At 68.5% G+C, this 14,613-nt stretch carries 16 protein-coding genes; 5 read left to right on the top strand and 11 right to left on the bottom strand.

Going from position 1 to position 14,613, the window contains the following annotated elements; genetic code table 11:
- Positions 1-40 precede the first annotated feature (40 nt).
- The 8 genes from DU502_RS09435 to DU502_RS09400 form a co-directional block, all read right to left on the bottom strand.
- Positions 41-409: a hypothetical protein gene (locus DU502_RS09435; protein WP_121919128.1), complete on the bottom strand. Its 369-nt coding sequence runs from the start codon at positions 407-409 to the stop codon at positions 41-43.
- A gap of 33 nt (positions 410-442) precedes the next feature.
- Positions 443-1,570, bottom strand: a complete 1,128-nt coding sequence (locus DU502_RS09430) for a M20 family metallopeptidase (protein ID WP_121919127.1) — start codon at positions 1,568-1,570, stop codon at positions 443-445.
- Positions 1,567-2,454, bottom strand: a complete 888-nt coding sequence (gene dapF / locus DU502_RS09425; RefSeq protein WP_121919126.1) for a diaminopimelate epimerase — start codon at positions 2,452-2,454, stop codon at positions 1,567-1,569. The genes DU502_RS09430 and dapF overlap by 4 nt, the downstream gene beginning before the upstream one ends.
- Entirely contained in the window at positions 2,451-3,698 is a 1,248-nt protein-coding gene (lysA, locus tag DU502_RS09420; protein WP_121919125.1) for a diaminopimelate decarboxylase, read from the bottom strand. Before lysA ends, dapF begins: the two co-directional genes overlap by 4 nt.
- Complete coding sequence (locus DU502_RS09415; RefSeq protein WP_121919124.1) at positions 3,695-4,573, bottom strand: 2,3,4,5-tetrahydropyridine-2,6-dicarboxylate N-succinyltransferase; 879 nt, start codon at positions 4,571-4,573, stop codon at positions 3,695-3,697. Before DU502_RS09415 ends, lysA begins: the two co-directional genes overlap by 4 nt.
- Positions 4,570-5,328 carry a 4-hydroxy-tetrahydrodipicolinate reductase gene (gene dapB / locus DU502_RS09410; RefSeq protein WP_394338914.1) on the bottom strand — a complete coding sequence of 253 codons (759 nt, stop codon included), beginning with the start codon at positions 5,326-5,328 and terminating at the stop codon, positions 4,570-4,572. The genes DU502_RS09415 and dapB overlap by 4 nt, the downstream gene beginning before the upstream one ends.
- Complete coding sequence (gene dapA / locus DU502_RS09405; protein WP_121919123.1) at positions 5,325-6,227, bottom strand: 4-hydroxy-tetrahydrodipicolinate synthase; 903 nt, start codon at positions 6,225-6,227, stop codon at positions 5,325-5,327. The genes dapB and dapA overlap by 4 nt, the downstream gene beginning before the upstream one ends.
- Positions 6,228-6,475: 248 nt before the next feature.
- Positions 6,476-6,979, bottom strand: a complete 504-nt coding sequence (locus tag DU502_RS09400; protein ID WP_121919122.1) for a DUF7549 family protein — start codon at positions 6,977-6,979, stop codon at positions 6,476-6,478.
- Positions 6,980-7,282: 303 nt separating this feature from the next.
- Between DU502_RS09400 and DU502_RS09395 the strand changes: the two genes are divergently transcribed.
- The 4 genes from DU502_RS09395 (at position 7,283) to DU502_RS09380 (ending at position 10,051) form a co-directional block, all read left to right on the top strand.
- On the top strand, positions 7,283-8,164 hold the full coding sequence (locus DU502_RS09395; RefSeq protein WP_121919121.1) for a CheF family chemotaxis protein: 882 nt from the start codon (positions 7,283-7,285) through the stop codon (positions 8,162-8,164).
- Between the two features lie 130 nt (positions 8,165-8,294).
- On the top strand, positions 8,295-8,768 hold the full coding sequence (locus tag DU502_RS09390) for a DUF5793 family protein (RefSeq protein WP_121919120.1): 474 nt from the start codon (positions 8,295-8,297) through the stop codon (positions 8,766-8,768).
- Between the two features lie 6 nt (positions 8,769-8,774).
- Positions 8,775-9,401: a uracil-DNA glycosylase family protein gene (locus tag DU502_RS09385; protein WP_121919119.1), complete on the top strand. Its 627-nt coding sequence runs from the start codon at positions 8,775-8,777 to the stop codon at positions 9,399-9,401.
- A 365-nt stretch (positions 9,402-9,766) separates the two neighbouring features.
- Positions 9,767-10,051: a DNA-directed RNA polymerase subunit L gene (locus tag DU502_RS09380; protein ID WP_121919118.1), complete on the top strand. Its 285-nt coding sequence runs from the start codon at positions 9,767-9,769 to the stop codon at positions 10,049-10,051.
- Here DU502_RS09380 and DU502_RS09375 read toward each other — a convergent pair.
- Positions 10,023-10,871 carry a carotenoid biosynthesis protein gene (locus DU502_RS09375; protein WP_121919117.1) on the bottom strand — a complete coding sequence of 283 codons (849 nt, stop codon included), beginning with the start codon at positions 10,869-10,871 and terminating at the stop codon, positions 10,023-10,025. The two genes, DU502_RS09380 and DU502_RS09375, sit on opposite strands and share 29 nt — an antisense overlap.
- A gap of 46 nt (positions 10,872-10,917) precedes the next feature.
- Positions 10,918-11,733 (bottom strand): imidazole glycerol phosphate synthase subunit HisF, encoded by an 816-nt coding sequence (hisF, locus tag DU502_RS09370; protein ID WP_121919116.1) that lies wholly within the window; start codon positions 11,731-11,733, stop codon positions 10,918-10,920.
- A 437-nt stretch (positions 11,734-12,170) separates the two neighbouring features.
- Between hisF and DU502_RS18260 the strand changes: the two genes are divergently transcribed.
- Positions 12,171-12,344 carry a DUF7550 family protein gene (locus tag DU502_RS18260; RefSeq protein ID WP_166033660.1) on the top strand — a complete coding sequence of 58 codons (174 nt, stop codon included), beginning with the start codon at positions 12,171-12,173 and terminating at the stop codon, positions 12,342-12,344.
- Between the two features lie 71 nt (positions 12,345-12,415).
- Here DU502_RS18260 and purL read toward each other — a convergent pair whose 3' ends face one another.
- Positions 12,416-14,593, bottom strand: a complete 2,178-nt coding sequence (purL, locus tag DU502_RS09365) for a phosphoribosylformylglycinamidine synthase subunit PurL (protein ID WP_394338913.1) — start codon at positions 14,591-14,593, stop codon at positions 12,416-12,418.
- Positions 14,594-14,613 lie beyond the last annotated feature (20 nt).

Below are 14,613 nucleotides of genomic sequence, written 5' to 3'. Positions count from 1 at the left end.
GGTCGGGAGAGTGGCCCCGGTTGCTTGGGGGTTGCGATTGTCAGCACTCGTCCAGTACGCCGGCCTCGACGGCGGCCTCCTCGCTCACCGAGACGAAGAGTGTGTTGTCGGTACAGCCCTGCATGGTGAACTCGACGCTCGTACTCGCCGCGCCGTCCAGCGTCACGTCCACGGTGTATTCGCCGGCGGCGACGACGTTCTCGGCCGCCCGTTCCGTCCCGGCATCGACGGTGAACCGCTTCTCGGCGACGAGTTCGCCCTCCGACAGGAATTCGACATCCACGGCGTGTCGCCGGTCGTCGCGATTGTCGACGCGGACGCCGACCTGCCCGGACCGGAAGGCGTCGAGACAGCCGGCGAGTGGCATCGTCGCACAGGCCGACAGGGCCGCGCGGCGCGTGAGGACCATACACCCGGACAACACCATCCAGTCGGAAAAAGCTCAGCCGAACAGGGCCGAGAGGGCGTCGGAGAGTGCCGTCGCCGCGCGCTCCACCTCCGCGACCCGGACGTACTCGCGGTCGGCGTGAGCGACCGGCCCGGCGTCGTCCGCGAGGACGCCCGGTCCGAAGACGACGGTCGGCGCGGGCGCGAAGTAGGAGGCCTCGGTGGCGGCGGTGAAGGGGCGGACGGTGCCGGCCGCGCCGTCGGTCACGCGCTCTGCCGCCGCGGCGAGGTGCCGGACGACCGGTTCGTCCGCGTCCGTGGCGAAGGCTTCGAGGAAGGGCGTCGGACGCTCGGTCAGCTCGAAATCGACGCCGACGGACTCGGGCGTGGCGTCGTCGACGGCCGTCTCCAGACCGGCGCGAAAGCCGTCCGCGGACTCCGGCGGAACGCTCCGGCGGTCGACCGTGATCGCGCAGTCGGCGGGCACCTGATTCGTCGCCTCGCCGCCCTCGATCACCGTCGGTGTGAGCGTCGCCGGGCCGAGGTCCGGGTGTGGGTCGCGGTCGGCGTCGAAGGTGCGGATCGCTTCGAGGGCGCCCTCCGCCGCGGCGACGGCGTTGACTCCCGACTCGGGTTCGGCGGCGTGAGCGTTCCGCCCCGAGAGGTCGATCGTTCCCTCGAACCGGCCCTTCGCCGCGGTGCACACGTCCAATCCGGTCGGCTCGCCGACGATGTAGGCGTCGGCGGTGGGATCGGAGACACCGGAGAGAGTGGTGAGGTCGAGCGCCGCCGCGCCGGTGGAGTACACCTCTTCGTCGGGGGTGATCGCGAGGGTGAGGCGGCCGTCGTGGGCGTCGGCGTCGAACGCGAGAAACGCCGACAGGATGGCCGCGAGCGGGCCTTTCGCGTCACAGGAGCCGCGGCCGTGGATTACGCCGTCCTCGCGGTCGTAGGGGACGTGCGGCGACACGGTGTCGATGTGGGTGTTGAGCACGACGTGGGGCGACCCCGACCCCTTCGTGGCGAGCGTGTTGCCCGCGTCGTCGACGAGGGGGTCGACGCCGTGGTCCGAGAGCGTCTCGACCAACACGTCGCGCATCTCGGTCACGTCCTCGTGGGACTGGATGCGAACGGCCGAATCGAGGAAGTCGATAGGGTCGAACGCCGACGACGCGGCCGTCACGACGCCGGCACCTCCAGATCGACCTCGAACTCGCGTTCGACCGGACCGGTGAGCGTCGCGGGGCCGTCGTCGGGGACGACGATGACGAGGTCGCCGCCCGGTGGCGACACCCGAACCGGGCCCTCGGTGTCGAGACGGCCGGTGCGCTTCGCGGCGGCGACGACGGCGACGGCGCCCGTCCCGCAGGCCAGCGTCTCGCCCTCGACGCCGCGCTCGAAGGTGCGCTGGCGGAAGGCGGCCGGGGCGCCGGGCGCACCCTCGCGGGCGTCGCCGAGGCTGGCCCGCGAGGCGAGCGTGACGTTCGCCCCCTCGGGGAACACGTCGGCGTGACGGACCGGCGGGGCGACGGTTTCGAGGTCCACGGCGTCCACGTCGTCGACGAACGCGACGGCGTGAGGGACGCCCGTGTTGACGGCCGTGACGGTCAGCCCCTCCACGTCCGTCTCGATCAGCGGGCCGTCGGCGTCGTGTGCGAGAGGCACGTCCGCGGGGTCGAACGAGGGGCGACCCATCTCGACGGTGACGCCCTCGCTCTGAACGACGGCGTGGCGGTCGCCCGCTGGCGTCTCGATGACCACCTCGCTGGCGCCGGTGGCGCGGGCCGCCCAGACGGCGGTGACGCGCGCACCGTTGCCGCACATCTCGGCGATAGAGCCGTCCGGCTGGACGAGCGTCATCGTCACCCGGACGGGGGACGCCGAGGGATCGAGGTCCAGAAAGAGGACGCCGTCGGCGCCGGTTCGCTCGCCGCCGACGCCCGTCTCGCGGTCGCAGTGCGTCTTCGCGAACGCCGCGCGGTCGGGGACCGGCGCGTCGGCCGGGAGGACGAGGAAGTCGTTCTCGGTCCCGTGGTACTTCTCGGCGGTGACGGTCGTCCCCGTCATCGCTCCACCTCCAGCGCGGTCACGTCGTCGATGGTCTCGCGTTCGCGGGCAATGCGGGCTTCCTCACCCGCCAGCACGATTTCCGCCGGTCGGGGCCGGGAGTTGTACGTACTGGCCATCTCGTAGCCGTAGGCGCCGGCGTTGCCGATGGCGAGGAGGTCGCCGCGGCGCGGGGCCGGCATGGATCGCTCCTCGCAGAACAGGTCCGACGTCTCGCAGACGGGACCGGCGACGGTGACCGGGCGCGCCGGACGCTCGTCGGTCAGGTTGCGGATGGCGTGGTAAGCGTCGTACATCGCCGGGCGAAGCAGGGTGGTCATACCGGCGTCGACACCGGCGACGACCGGCACCTTGCCCGTCGCGCCCGCGTCGTCGACGGCCTTCACCGTGTTCACCCGCGTCAGGAGGACGCCCGCGTCGGCGACGACGTAGCGACCGGGTTCGATAGCCAGTTCGGCGTCCACGTCGCCCAGCGACTCGCGGGTCGCCTCGGCGACGGCCTCCAGATCCAGTGGCGGTTCGTCCTCGTGGTAGGGGACGCCGAACCCGCCGCCCACGTCGACGAACTCCAGCGGGCCGACGGAACGAGCGAGGTCGCCCATCCGGGAGACGAGTTCGCGGTGGGCCGCGAGGTCGTCTCCGCTGATCCCGCTGCCCGCGTGGGCGTGGATGCCGACCACGTCGAAGTCGGCGCGGGCGTCGTTGACGAGTTCCGCCGCGCGGTCGTAGGGCACGCCGAACTTGGCGTGGCCGCCGGTCGTCACCTTCTCGTGGTGGCCGGCGCCGACGCCGGGATCGACGCGGATGGCGAGTCGACCGTCGAAGCCGCGGTCGCGGAGGCGGGTGACGGTGTCGCCCGCGCCGGCGACGACGGTCAGGTCGGCGCCGTCGCGCCAGCGGTCGAGGACGATATCGAGGTCCTCCGCCGGCGGCATGACCGCCGTGTACTGGACTTCGTCGTACCCCGCATCGAGGGCGCGAACGACCTCACCAGCCGAGGCGCACTCGGCGCCGAGACCGGCGTCGCGGACGGTTTCGAGGACCGCCCGGCCCGTATGTGCCTTGACGGCGTAGCGCACGTCGGCGTCGGGGAACGCCGACTGGAGGCGCGTCGCGTTCTCCCGGACCCGGTCGAGGTCGGTGACGTACAGGGGCGTGCCGTACTCATCGGCCAACTCCGTGAGGTCGGCGGCCGACCAGTCGGCGAGGCGTCGGATCGCGGGGCCGGCCGCCGCCTCGCTCATTCCCGAAGCGCCTCCTCGCGCTTCGTGGCGTCCAGCGTGTCGGCCTCGATGTCCATCGCCACGACGGCGGGCTTGTAGGCGCCGCCCGCGAACAGGTCGTGGTCGCCGATGGAGGACTCCACCATCCGGGTGAAGGCGCGGCGCTCCGGCGGCAGGTGGCCGTAGAGGACTTCCTCCTCGACGAGGTCGTAGACGGGGATGCGCGGCGAGAGGAGCGTGTTCTCCCCGACCACGGTGTTTTCCCCGACGACGAAGCCGGACGTGACCCGGCAGCCGGCGCCGAGCGAGACGCCGTCCTCGACGATGACCGGCGCGTCCTCGACGGGTTCGAGGACGCCGCCGATGAGCGTGTTCGCACCCAATTTGACGTTCTCGCCGATCTGCGCACACGAGCCGACGGTGTCACAGGAGTCGACGAGGGTGCCGTCGCCGACGTACGCGCCCACGTTGACGAAGGAGGGGCTCATCATGATGCAGTCGGAGCCGAGGTAGGCGCCGCGGCGAATCGTGGTGCCGTCGGGCGTGTTGCGGGTGCCGCGCTCGCCCAGATCGCTCGTCTCGCGCAGGGGGAGCACGTCGTGGTAGTCGACGCCCCCGTAGGAACGGGCCTCCGTCGCTCGGAGGCCGAAGTTGAGCAGGATGCCCTGCTTCACCCACTCGTTGGCCTCCCACTCGCCCTTCCCGGCCGACGGCCGGGAGCCAGCCGAGGTTCCCTCGGCGCTGCCGCGTTTCTCCGCGGCGCGAATCTCGCCCGCCTCCAGGGCGTCGAGGAAGGCATCGAGCGTGTCGTAGTCGTCGGTCGAGGCCGTCTCGGCGTCGACGTCGTTATCGTCGTAGCGCTGCCACAGATCGGATACGTCGGATTCCAGTGTCATATCGTGTCCTCGAAGTCGTACTCGCCGGCGGGTCGGCCGACGAGCCAGTCGGCGGCATCGAGCGCCCCCGCGGCGAAGACGCCGCGGGATTCGGCGCGATGCGTGAGCGTCAGTATCTCGTGATTCCCTGCAAGTAGTAGTTCGTGTTCCCCGGTAACGTCGCCGGCACGGCGCGCGTGGACGCCCACCTCTCCGTCCTCGCGGGGCTGTTCACCCTCGCGGCCGTGGACGCGGTCGGCAGCCTCGTCCCGAACCGAGTCGATGTCGTCCAGAATCGTCAGCGCCGTCCCCGAGGGGGCGTCGCGCTTGCGGTTGTGGTGGGTTTCGGTGAGTTCGATGTCGTACTCGGGGAGGGTTTCGACGGCCTCGCGGATCACCCGCCGGAGCGCCATCACGCCGCGGGCGAAGTTCGACGCGCGGAGGACGGGCACGGACTCGGCGGCGTCGGCGATGACCTCCAGTTGCGACTCGGAGAACCCCGTCGTTCCGATGACGGCGGCGACGCCAGCGTCGGCGCAGGCCTCGACGTACCGCGTGCTCGGATCGGGGAGGGTAAAATCGACCAGCACGTCGGGGTCGCGGTCGTCCAGCAGGCGGGGCAACTCGGCCTCGTCTTCGACCGTGTGCCCGGCGACCGGCCCCACGTCGGTGCGGTTGATCGCGAGGACGACCTCCATCCCCTGACGATCGGTCGCCGCTTCGATCACCTCGCGGCCCATGTGGCCGCCGGCGCCCGTGACGGCGACCTGAATCACGCTTCGGCCTCCACCGGGTCGAGGTCCGCGAGGACGGCTTCGAGGTCGTCACGCAGGTTCTCGGAGAGGCGAGTGAGCGGCAGGCGGACGTGACCGGGACCGTAGCCGCGGATCGCCATCGCCTCGTTGACCGGGATGGGGTTGGTCTCCCAGAACAGGGCGCGCATCAGCGGCCCGAGTTCGTGGTGACGCTCGCGGGCGTGTTCGTAGTCGCCGTCGAGCGCCGAGTGGACCATATCGACCGTCCGTTCTGGCTCGATGTTGGCGACGACGCTGATCGTCCCCATGCCGCCGACGGAGAGGGTCGGGAGGATGAGGCCGTCGTCGCCGGCGAGGACCGCGAACTCCTCGTCCTGCGTGCGCTCGATGATCTCCGAGACCTGATTCAGGTCGCCGCTGGCCGCCTTGTACCCCATGATGTTGGGGTGGGACGCGAGGTCGACCGTCGTGTCGACGCTGATGTTCTGGCCCGTCCGTCCGGGGACGTTGTAGACGATCTGTGGCAGGTCCACCTCGTCCGCGATGGTCCGGTAGTGTTCGTACATCCCCTGCGGTTCGGGCTTGTTGTAGTACGGCGAGATGAGGAGGAGACCGTCGGCGCCGGCGTCGGCGGAGCGCCGGGAGAGCGAGAGGGCTTCGGCGGTGTTGTTCGACCCGGACCCGGCGACGACGGGCACGTCGTCACCGACGGCGTCGATGACGGCCTCGACCACCTCGATGTGTTCGTCGTGGGAGAGGGTCGCGCTCTCGCCGGTGGAGCCGACGGGAACGAGGCCGTCGACGCCGGCGTCGGTGAGTCGCTGGGCATCGGCGCGAAGCGTTTCGAAGTCGATACTGCCGTCCTCGTGGAACGGCGTGGTCATGGCGGGGTAGACCCCGCGGAACTCGGATAGCGTCATTGTTGGATGGGTGTCGTCTGCGCTGTTAGTCGTGTCGGAACGATCCAGAGGACCGTCGTAAGTCGTTACCGGCCGAAAGCCGCCCGAGACGGGGATGCCACTCCCGCAACGAGCGAAGTTACCGGCCGCGTTTTTCGAGGAGAGTCGCGAAGCCACGCGTCGCTGGTGAGAAGCGAGCACCGGAACCGACGCGCGGCGTGTTCACACCGAAACACGGGTGCGCGTCGGATTTATAGCTTGCGTCTCGGTCACTCCGTCCGATCCACGGTCAACAGGAGACCGCCGAACAGAAGCAGGAAGACCACGCCGATGGGGATCGGCAGGCCGGGGAAGCCCCGAGAGAGGAGGAGATACGTCGCCCCCGCGAACGCGGCGCCCGTGCCGAACAGGAGGCCGCCGAGGATGCGGACCGGATCGACCGGCCACGACTCCGCCCACGCTTCCTTCCGGTAGTAGAGAATCGAGACGACGAGGGCGACGGCGAAGATGGCGGCACCGACCGTCCAGACCTGATAGACGAGTTCGAGCGACTGTCCCCGTTGGAAGGCCGTGGCCGACAGCGGATCGCTGATCCGGGTACCCCGAGCGAGTGGGACGCCGAAACTGTACCGAATCTGGACGAGTGGAAAGCGGACGAACAGGAGGGCGCCGCGGCCGATTCCCGACGAGTACGTCACGTTCCACGGAAGGAGCGCGGACAGCCACGTCAGGAGGACGGCCAGTTCGCCGGCGTACTCCGACCGGACCCACATACGCGTGGCCGACGACTGGCGGTAGGATAAAACCCACCGGCATCCACGCGGCAGTACTCCGATCGGCCGACCAAACAATATTATATCTGATAATTGTGGCCCAACGATTATAGTCCTATCCACGATCCACTGACGCGATGGGGGGCGAAGTGACCGACTTCGACGACGGTTCCTGTACAGTTGTGTCTCCGGACGGCGACGACTCGCTCGGTGCGTTCTCTCGCCGTGACGTGACCGGACAGCCGGAGGGGCGATGAATCGACGGGTCGACTCCGGGCACGACACCGAGACGGCGGGCTGAGTATGTCGACGCCAATCGAGCTTTCGGCGACGGCGTTCTGTGAGTGCGCCCAGACGGAGCCCCTCACGACCAGCCTCACGCTCGGCGACGACCTCCGCGTGGACAACGAGGCGTGTTCGCTCGCCATCGACCGGTCGGCCGTGTTCGACGTGAAAATCGGCTCCTCGCCACGGGCGGCCACGGAATTTTTCACCGGAACGGTCCTGACCATCGGGTTCGAACTCGACGGCCGCCGAGAGGTGCTGTTCGTCGACGGGAGTCGACGCTCGATCGAGAAGTACGCTGGCCTCCTCTATCGGTGGTTACTCGACGACACCGAGGTCGCGATCCGCCACCCGGCGGAGGTGGGTGGTCGCGTGACTGGCGAGACGTTCGACATCGGCACCTTGCGGGTGACGCCCGGAAAGGTCGGCTGTACGGGAATCACGTACCCGTTCGGGGTCAACCTCGACCGGATCGTCCACCTCTCGCAGTCCGAGGGCGAACTACTCGGAGATCGGCGGACGATGGTCTCCGTGCAGTACGTGAAAGATGGCCGAGCGGTCACGCTGGAACTGTCGCTCGACCCGCCGCGAAAACAGCACCTGCTGGGTCGCCACCTCCGACAGGAGTACGACGAGATTCGACGGTCGGTTCGGACGCTGGACCTCCCCACCGTGGCCGTTCAGGCGCTGTATAAACTCTACTCGCTTCGCGGCACCGCCACGCCGTCGACGCTGTTCGACGGGTCGCCGACCGAATCGCTGGCGGTCCTCCGTGGCCTCTCGAGGGCTGACCTCGTCCGACTCTCGGATGGCGAAGTGGAACTCACCTCCCGGGGCTGGATCCTCGTCACCGAACACGTCGACACGACGGCGAGTCACGAGTCAGTTACCAGCGACTGAAATCGTGGGCGTCGCCTCGGCTTCTGTGTGCGACGGCGGGGCGCGACGAGCGCCCAGCGTCTGGCGACGATCCGTGTCTGACGCGGGGCGTTACGTTCATACCGTCTGAACTCAAAGGAGGGCGTAGGGAATGAGGCGCGACCACTTCGAGTTGGCGGTACACAACATCGACTGGGTGGAGACCGGGGACCCACCGGCCGAGCCCCGAGTCGTTATCGACTTCGACGGACCGAAAGACACGCTCACCGACCGCCTGACCGATCCGGAGGGCAACCTGCTGGAGGCGTCCGAGACGGACGTAACTTTCCGGCTCCAGGATCCGCTGGACGATCCGGACGCGGCAGGCGTCGTCAGCGTCACCGACCGCATCACCGGCGACTTCCTCCTCGAACTCAACGAGGACGCCGACGACGTGTTGCGGTTCGTTCGCGCCGCGCGCGAGTACGGTCAGTCGACCGACGACGACGGCGGCCGATACAGCGTCGTCATCCGCATCGACGGCGAGACAGTCGCCACCTACTCGAAGAGTACGTTCCTCGTCTACGACGCCAACGGGAGCCTCCTCCGGTCCAAGAGTCTCATCCCGTCCGGCGTCGAACTCTAGATATCCGTGCGAAACGTCACCGACCGCGTCAGTAACCCGTTCGGGATGCAGCCTCCCTGTGAGCGGTTCGTCCCGGGCTACGGCGACGCCAACGCTCACTTTCACGTGATCGGTGATCATCCGGGCATCCACGGGGGCGCCGAGACGGGCGTCCCGTTCACTGGATGCGCCGCCGGCCGGCGACTCCAGCGTGCCCTCCACGATGCCGACCTCCTGGAAACGACCGGCGACGACCCCGAGGTGGACAAGACCTACCTCTCCTACCTCCACACGTGCGTTTCGGAGGGGGAGCCGACCGACGACGACTACGCCGCCATGGAACCCTTCTTCGACGCCGAACTCCGCGCCATCGCCGCGCACGTCCTCCTCCCCGTAGGCGAACGGGCGATCCGCCACGTCCTCGAGACGTGTACCGCCCACGATACGACCGACCTCGACGTCGACAGCCTGCACGCGACGGAAGTGCTGGGGAGCGGGTGGCTCGTCGTCCCGATCCGCGAGCCGACGGCGTGGGACTCCGACGACGCGAGTAGCCTCGTCGCCGCCCTCGACCGCCTCCGCGCGACCGACTACCGTCGCGAGAGCGACCTCGGCCGATTCGTCGCGGGCAACGAGCCCTATCTCGTTCGCTGATGGCCGAACGTCCAGTCGGCCAATCGATGTAACCTTCGAATGCGTAGATGTCCCTCCATCGGCAAGAAATACAGACATACGAACACCGAGAGTTCAAATTGTGGAATATATTGGTCTAGCCAACAGGCTTTTTAGCACATACGTAAACCTAGGAACCGACGTGGTCGGTGTTTCACCGGGCGCGTCATAGTATCGCATAGCACATTGCGAGTCAGGTGCTCCTCGCAGTGGCTTGGTCAGTCGGACGACCACCTCGTGTGGTCCCGTACGTTCTCCGTTCGGGGGACGCCACTCAGGCGTCGCCCGTTCGTTCGGAGAGCGCTTATTACGAAAGGTTGAAACGCGAACCACCGGTACCGGAGGGTATGGAACTGCGGGTCATCGAGAAAACCGACGAGGAACTTCGCATGGAGATTGCGGGCGAGGATCACACGTTCATGAACGTCCTCAAGGGGGCGTTGCTGGAGACGGCGGGCGTCGCCGCGGCGACCTACGACATGAATCCCGAGCAGTCGGGCGGCCAGACCGACCCCATTCTCTCGGTCAAGACCGAATCGGGCACCGACCCCCTCGACGCCGTGGCCGACGCCTCCCGCCGCGTGCAGGACCTCACCGACGACTTCATGGCCGCGTTCGACGCCGCCGCGTAAGCTTTCCTCGCTCCGGCAGGGCGTGCACGCCGACCCCGACGCCCAGCGCCGCCACACTCACGACGCCAAGCACCGGGAGCGTCCGGTAGGTCCCCGTCACGACGAACATCGCGATGAAGAAGCCGTGAAAGAGCAGCGTCGCGGCCACCGCCGTCCGCGCCGGTCTGTCGGCGAACGTGGGCGGCCAGCGGAGGAGCGCGAGGGCCGACAGAACGCCGAGACCGATCAGGATGCCGGCCCCGAGCGCCACCGACTCGACGAACGTCGTCCAGAGTTCGAGCAAGACGAGCAGCGTCGCCAGCGCGGCGACGAGCGTCCCGCCGCCGAGCGCGAGGGGGTTCGAAATCCGCCGACGCAGGAGTTCGAACCAGCCGGCGAACAGGAAGGCAACACAGAACCACCCGAAGAAGTTGCCGAGGGGGACGCCGAACCACGGCCCCGGCGGCGTCCACGTCCAGAACGGCACCCGGATGGCGATGGCGTCCATCGACAGGTCGATGTGGAGGGCGTAGAGCGCGACGAAGCCCGGGAGCGACCGGAGGGGCACGCCGTAGGCCCGCGCGGTGGTCGTCCCGGCGTAGATGACCGCCGACCACCCGAAGGCGATGGCCAGCGGAATCCCCAGCACGTCGAAGAGATACGCTTCGGCGGGGTAGGTGTAGGCGCCGAAGGCGACGATGACCAGTTTCTCGAGGATGAGGCCGTAGACGACGGCGGTGGCGTAGAGGGTCAGTCCCTCGCGGTCGCCCCACGCGTCCCACAGACAGCCGAGCGACGCGAGCACCATCACGCCCGTGAAGAGAAGGTAGATGGGTTGCACGGGAGCGACTGTCGACGCGGGGCCGTAAACTCTGTCGGTCGGACCCCTACAGCCGAACCGGCACGCCGCGTTCGTCGAGGTACTCTTTCACTTCGCGGATGGTGTACTCGTCGAAGTGGAAGATGGAGGCCGCGAGCGCCGCGTCCGCGCCGGCCTCGGTGAACACCTCGTAGGTGTCCTCGGGGCCGCCACACCCCGACGAGGCGATGACGGGCGTCGAGACGTTTTCACACACCGCCCGGGTGAGCGGGATGTCGTAGCCGTCTTTCGTCCCGTCGGCGTCGATGGAGTTGACGAACAGTTCGCCCGCGCCGCGGGATTCGACCTCCCGTGCCCACTCCACCACGTCGACACCGGTGCCCTCGCGGCCGCCCTTGATCGTACACTCGAACCAGCAGGACTCGCCGTCGACCTGCTCGTAATACTCGCCGTCCTCGTCGTAGCGCCGCCGGGCGTCGACGCTGATGACGATGCACTGGCTTCCGAACGCGGCGGCGCCGGCGTCGACGAGGTCCGGATTCTCGATGGCCGCCGTGTTGATGGACACCTTGTCCGCGCCAGCGCGGAGCGTCTCCTTGATGTCGTCGCGGGTGCGGATGCCGCCGCCGACAGTGAGGGGGATGAACACCTCGTCCGCAATCTGCTCGACGACGTGGAGCATCGTCTCGCGCCCCTCGGCACTGGCCGTGATGTCGAGGAAGACGAACTCGTCGGCGCCCGCCTCGTTGTACTCGCGGGCCATCTCGACCGGATCACCCGTGTACTCCAGATTTTCGAAGTTGACGCCGGTGTACACCGCCGCGTTGCCGTCCTCGTCGATATCCACGTCGATACAGGGGATGATGCGCTTGGTTACGGCCATGCGATGTCGGTTCGTACACCGTCGTCGCCCAAAAGCGGTCCGACACGACGGTGGGTGGATGGAGGTCCCGTCACGAACGCGTTCGAGCGTAGACTCTTTCGAGTGGGCACCGATCGGCACACGACCGCGTCGATCCGTGCGGATATCGACGCGCGGTCGAGCGCGGTCACACGAACGACCCCGATCACGCTACCGAGAGCCGAGACAACCCCGAGGCGCGACCACCGGGCATCGTACCCGGCCGCCTCACCGAGACGACACCGCCCGTTCGTTCCGCATCGACGAGGGGGCCGAAGCCATGGACCACCGACGGGCCGTCTCGGTGGGGCGACCGCGTCCGCCGACGCGACCCGGGCAGCGCCCACGGCGAGTCGCCGGCGCAGGCACGCTCGCCCCATTCAGGAGTCTTTTTGTAACGCCGCACGTCAGGGACGCGTATGGACGATTCACACGACGACCACGCGGACCACGAAGACTACCCCCACGGCGACGAGGAAGAGGGGCGCGTCACCTCGCCGATGCAGGACTTCACGACCAGCCAAGTCGGGATCGGTTTCGTCGTCCTCCTCGTCGGTCTCGCCGTAACGTTCGGGCTGCCGCTCCTGTTCTAGAGTAGCGTTCGAAACTGCCCGCACACCCTCGCACACAGTCTCGCGAACGGGTGTGGGATGACTTTCGAACGCTACTCTAATTCCCGCTCGATCACGTCGCGCAGGTCGCGGATCGTCCCCGCGTCCCGCGTGAGTCGCTCCTCGCCGACCGAGAGCGTCAGTTCGCCGTCGGCCGTCGCTGCACCGAGGTCACGGACGGGCACGTCGCCGGCGGCGTCCTGTACCGCTTCGGGATCGGTCGTCTCGACGACGATCCGCCCGGGCGTCTCGTCGAACAGCACCTCGACGCTCTCGACCGTCGCACTGATCCCGGCCTCGCCGACCATCTCGGCCAGCGTCACCGCGAGGCCGCCGTGGCTCACGTCGTGGGTAGCGAGCGTCGAGTCGAGATTGGCGACCGCTCGGACGGCGTCGACCGTCGCCGTCGGATCGGCGGGGAGGTCCGGGAAGCCGTCGCTGCCGCCCTGCGTGGCGAGATACGTCGACCCGCCGAGCGCACTACCGCGTGCGCCGACTTCGAGGAGCGATCCCTCGCCCGAGACGGTCAGCGGCGGCGCGTCGTAGCCCTCGCGGACGCCGATCATCGCCACCGTCGGCGTCGGCGGGATGGGGCCGGCGGCGGAGTCGTTGTACAGGGAGACGTTGCCGCCGACGACGGGCACCGAGAGGTCGCGGCACATGTCCGCGAGACCGTCGACGATGGCGCCGAAGCCGCCGTACACGTCCGGTTTCTCCGGGTTGCCACCGTTGAGGCAGTCGACTGCGGCGTGGGGACTCGCGCCCTTCGCCGCGAGGTTGGTCGCGTTCTCCAGCGCCACCGCGCGGGCGCCGTCGTAGGGGTTCGCGTCCGTCCACGCCGGAATCGCGCCGGCCGAGAGTGCCAGTCCCGTGCCGGCTTCGCGGATCGCCATGATCGCGGCGTCGTCGCCAGGTCGGCGCGCCGTCCGCGCGCCGACCTCGTGGTCGTACTGGCGGTAGACCCACTCCTTGCTCGCGGTGTTCGGACTGCTCACGACGGTGTCGAACGCCGCCTCCAGGTCCGCGTCGGGGAGGTCGCGGCTCGCCTCGACCGGTTCCTCCATCGGCAGGTCGTTCATCGGCGCGCCCTCCGCGAGGAAGTGCGCGGGCACGTCGACGACCGTCTCACCTTCAAAGGTACAGACGTAGTTGCCCTCTCGCACCTCGCCGATGACCGAACAACCGAGGTCGTAGCGCTCGGCAATTTCCTCGACACGTGCCACGTCCTCGGGACGCACCTCGTAACACATCCGCTCCTGCGATTCGGCGAGCAGAATCTCCAGCGCGGACATGTTCGGCTCCCGTTGGTGGACCGCGTCGAGTTCGATCTCGGCACCCAGTCCCCCCTTGGCGACGAGTTCGCTGGAGGCGCCGCCGAGTCCCGCGGCACCGAGGTCGCGGGCGGCGCGGATCAGGTCCTCGTCGACCAGTGCCTCGTTGGCCTCGATGAGGAGTTTCTCCGTGTAGGGGTCGCCCACCTGCACCGCGGGGCGGTCCTCAGTCTCGGCGTCCTCGCTCAGGTCCTCGCTGGCGAAGGAGGCGCCGCCGAGGCCGTCGCGGCCGGTGGCGTTGCCGACGAGGACGAGTTTGTTGCCCGGGGTCTGGGCCTCCGCGGTGACCAGTCGATCCGGCGTGACGAGGCCGACGCAGGCGACGTTCACCAGCGGGTTGCCCTCGTAGTCGTCGTGGAACTCGACGCTGCCACCCACCGTGGGCACGCCGATGGCGTTGCCGTAGTCCGCGATGCCTTCCACCACTCCTTCGAACAGGTAGCGGGAGTGTTCACGATCGAATCCGCCGAAATAGAGGGAATCGGTCAGCGCGATGGGGTAGGCACCCATCGAGAGGATGTCGCGGACGATGCCGCCGACGCCGGTCGCGGCGCCGTCGTACGGGTCGACGTAGGAGGGGTGGTTGTGGCTCTCGATACCCATGGCGACGTACGTCTCCTCGCCGTCGTCGTAGGTCGGCAAGGCGACGACGGCGGCGTCGTCGCCGGGACCGATGACGACCTGTTCGGCCTCGCTGTCGAACGCCGACAGCAGTGGGCGGGACGACCGGTAGGCGCAGTGTTCGCTCCAGAGGTTCTCGAAGAGCGCCGCCTCGGCGGGCGTGGGGTCCCGCCCGAGTTCGGCGGCGACGAGGTCGTGGTCCGGATCGGACAGGCTCATTCGTCTCCGTCTTTCACGCTGTGGAGGTAATGTCTTTCCATCGGCCGCTATCGGCTTCACAGGATCGGCGCGCTTTTTAC

The organism is Haloplanus aerogenes (assembly GCF_003856835.1).
GTDB lineage: Archaea > Halobacteriota > Halobacteria > Halobacteriales > Haloferacaceae > Haloplanus > Haloplanus aerogenes.
The sequence above is the reverse complement of the archived record's forward strand: the minus strand, read 5'-3'. Positions and strand labels throughout refer to the sequence as shown.

What these genes read in the sequence shown, in the direction of transcription:
- DU502_RS09415 (WP_121919124.1), bottom strand. Translation starts at nt 4,573, where the DNA reads ATGACACTGGAATCCGACGTATCCGATCTGTGGCAGCGCTACGACGAT.
- dapF (WP_121919126.1), bottom strand. Translation starts at nt 2,454, where the DNA reads ATGACGGGGACGACCGTCACCGCCGAGAAGTACCACGGGACCGAGAAC.
- dapA (WP_121919123.1), bottom strand. Translation starts at nt 6,227, where the DNA reads ATGACGCTATCCGAGTTCCGCGGGGTCTACCCCGCCATGACCACGCCG.
- DU502_RS09380 (WP_121919118.1), top strand. Translation starts at nt 9,767, where the DNA reads ATGGAACTGCGGGTCATCGAGAAAACCGACGAGGAACTTCGCATGGAG.
- DU502_RS09395 (WP_121919121.1), top strand. Translation starts at nt 7,283, where the DNA reads ATGTCGACGCCAATCGAGCTTTCGGCGACGGCGTTCTGTGAGTGCGCC.
- hisF (WP_121919116.1), bottom strand. Translation starts at nt 11,733, where the DNA reads ATGGCCGTAACCAAGCGCATCATCCCCTGTATCGACGTGGATATCGAC.
- DU502_RS09400 (WP_121919122.1), bottom strand. Translation starts at nt 6,979, where the DNA reads ATGTGGGTCCGGTCGGAGTACGCCGGCGAACTGGCCGTCCTCCTGACG.
- lysA (WP_121919125.1), bottom strand. Translation starts at nt 3,698, where the DNA reads ATGAGCGAGGCGGCGGCCGGCCCCGCGATCCGACGCCTCGCCGACTGG.
- DU502_RS09390 (WP_121919120.1), top strand. Translation starts at nt 8,295, where the DNA reads ATGAGGCGCGACCACTTCGAGTTGGCGGTACACAACATCGACTGGGTG.
- DU502_RS18260 (WP_166033660.1), top strand. Translation starts at nt 12,171, where the DNA reads ATGGACGATTCACACGACGACCACGCGGACCACGAAGACTACCCCCAC.
- DU502_RS09435 (WP_121919128.1), bottom strand. Translation starts at nt 409, where the DNA reads ATGGTCCTCACGCGCCGCGCGGCCCTGTCGGCCTGTGCGACGATGCCA.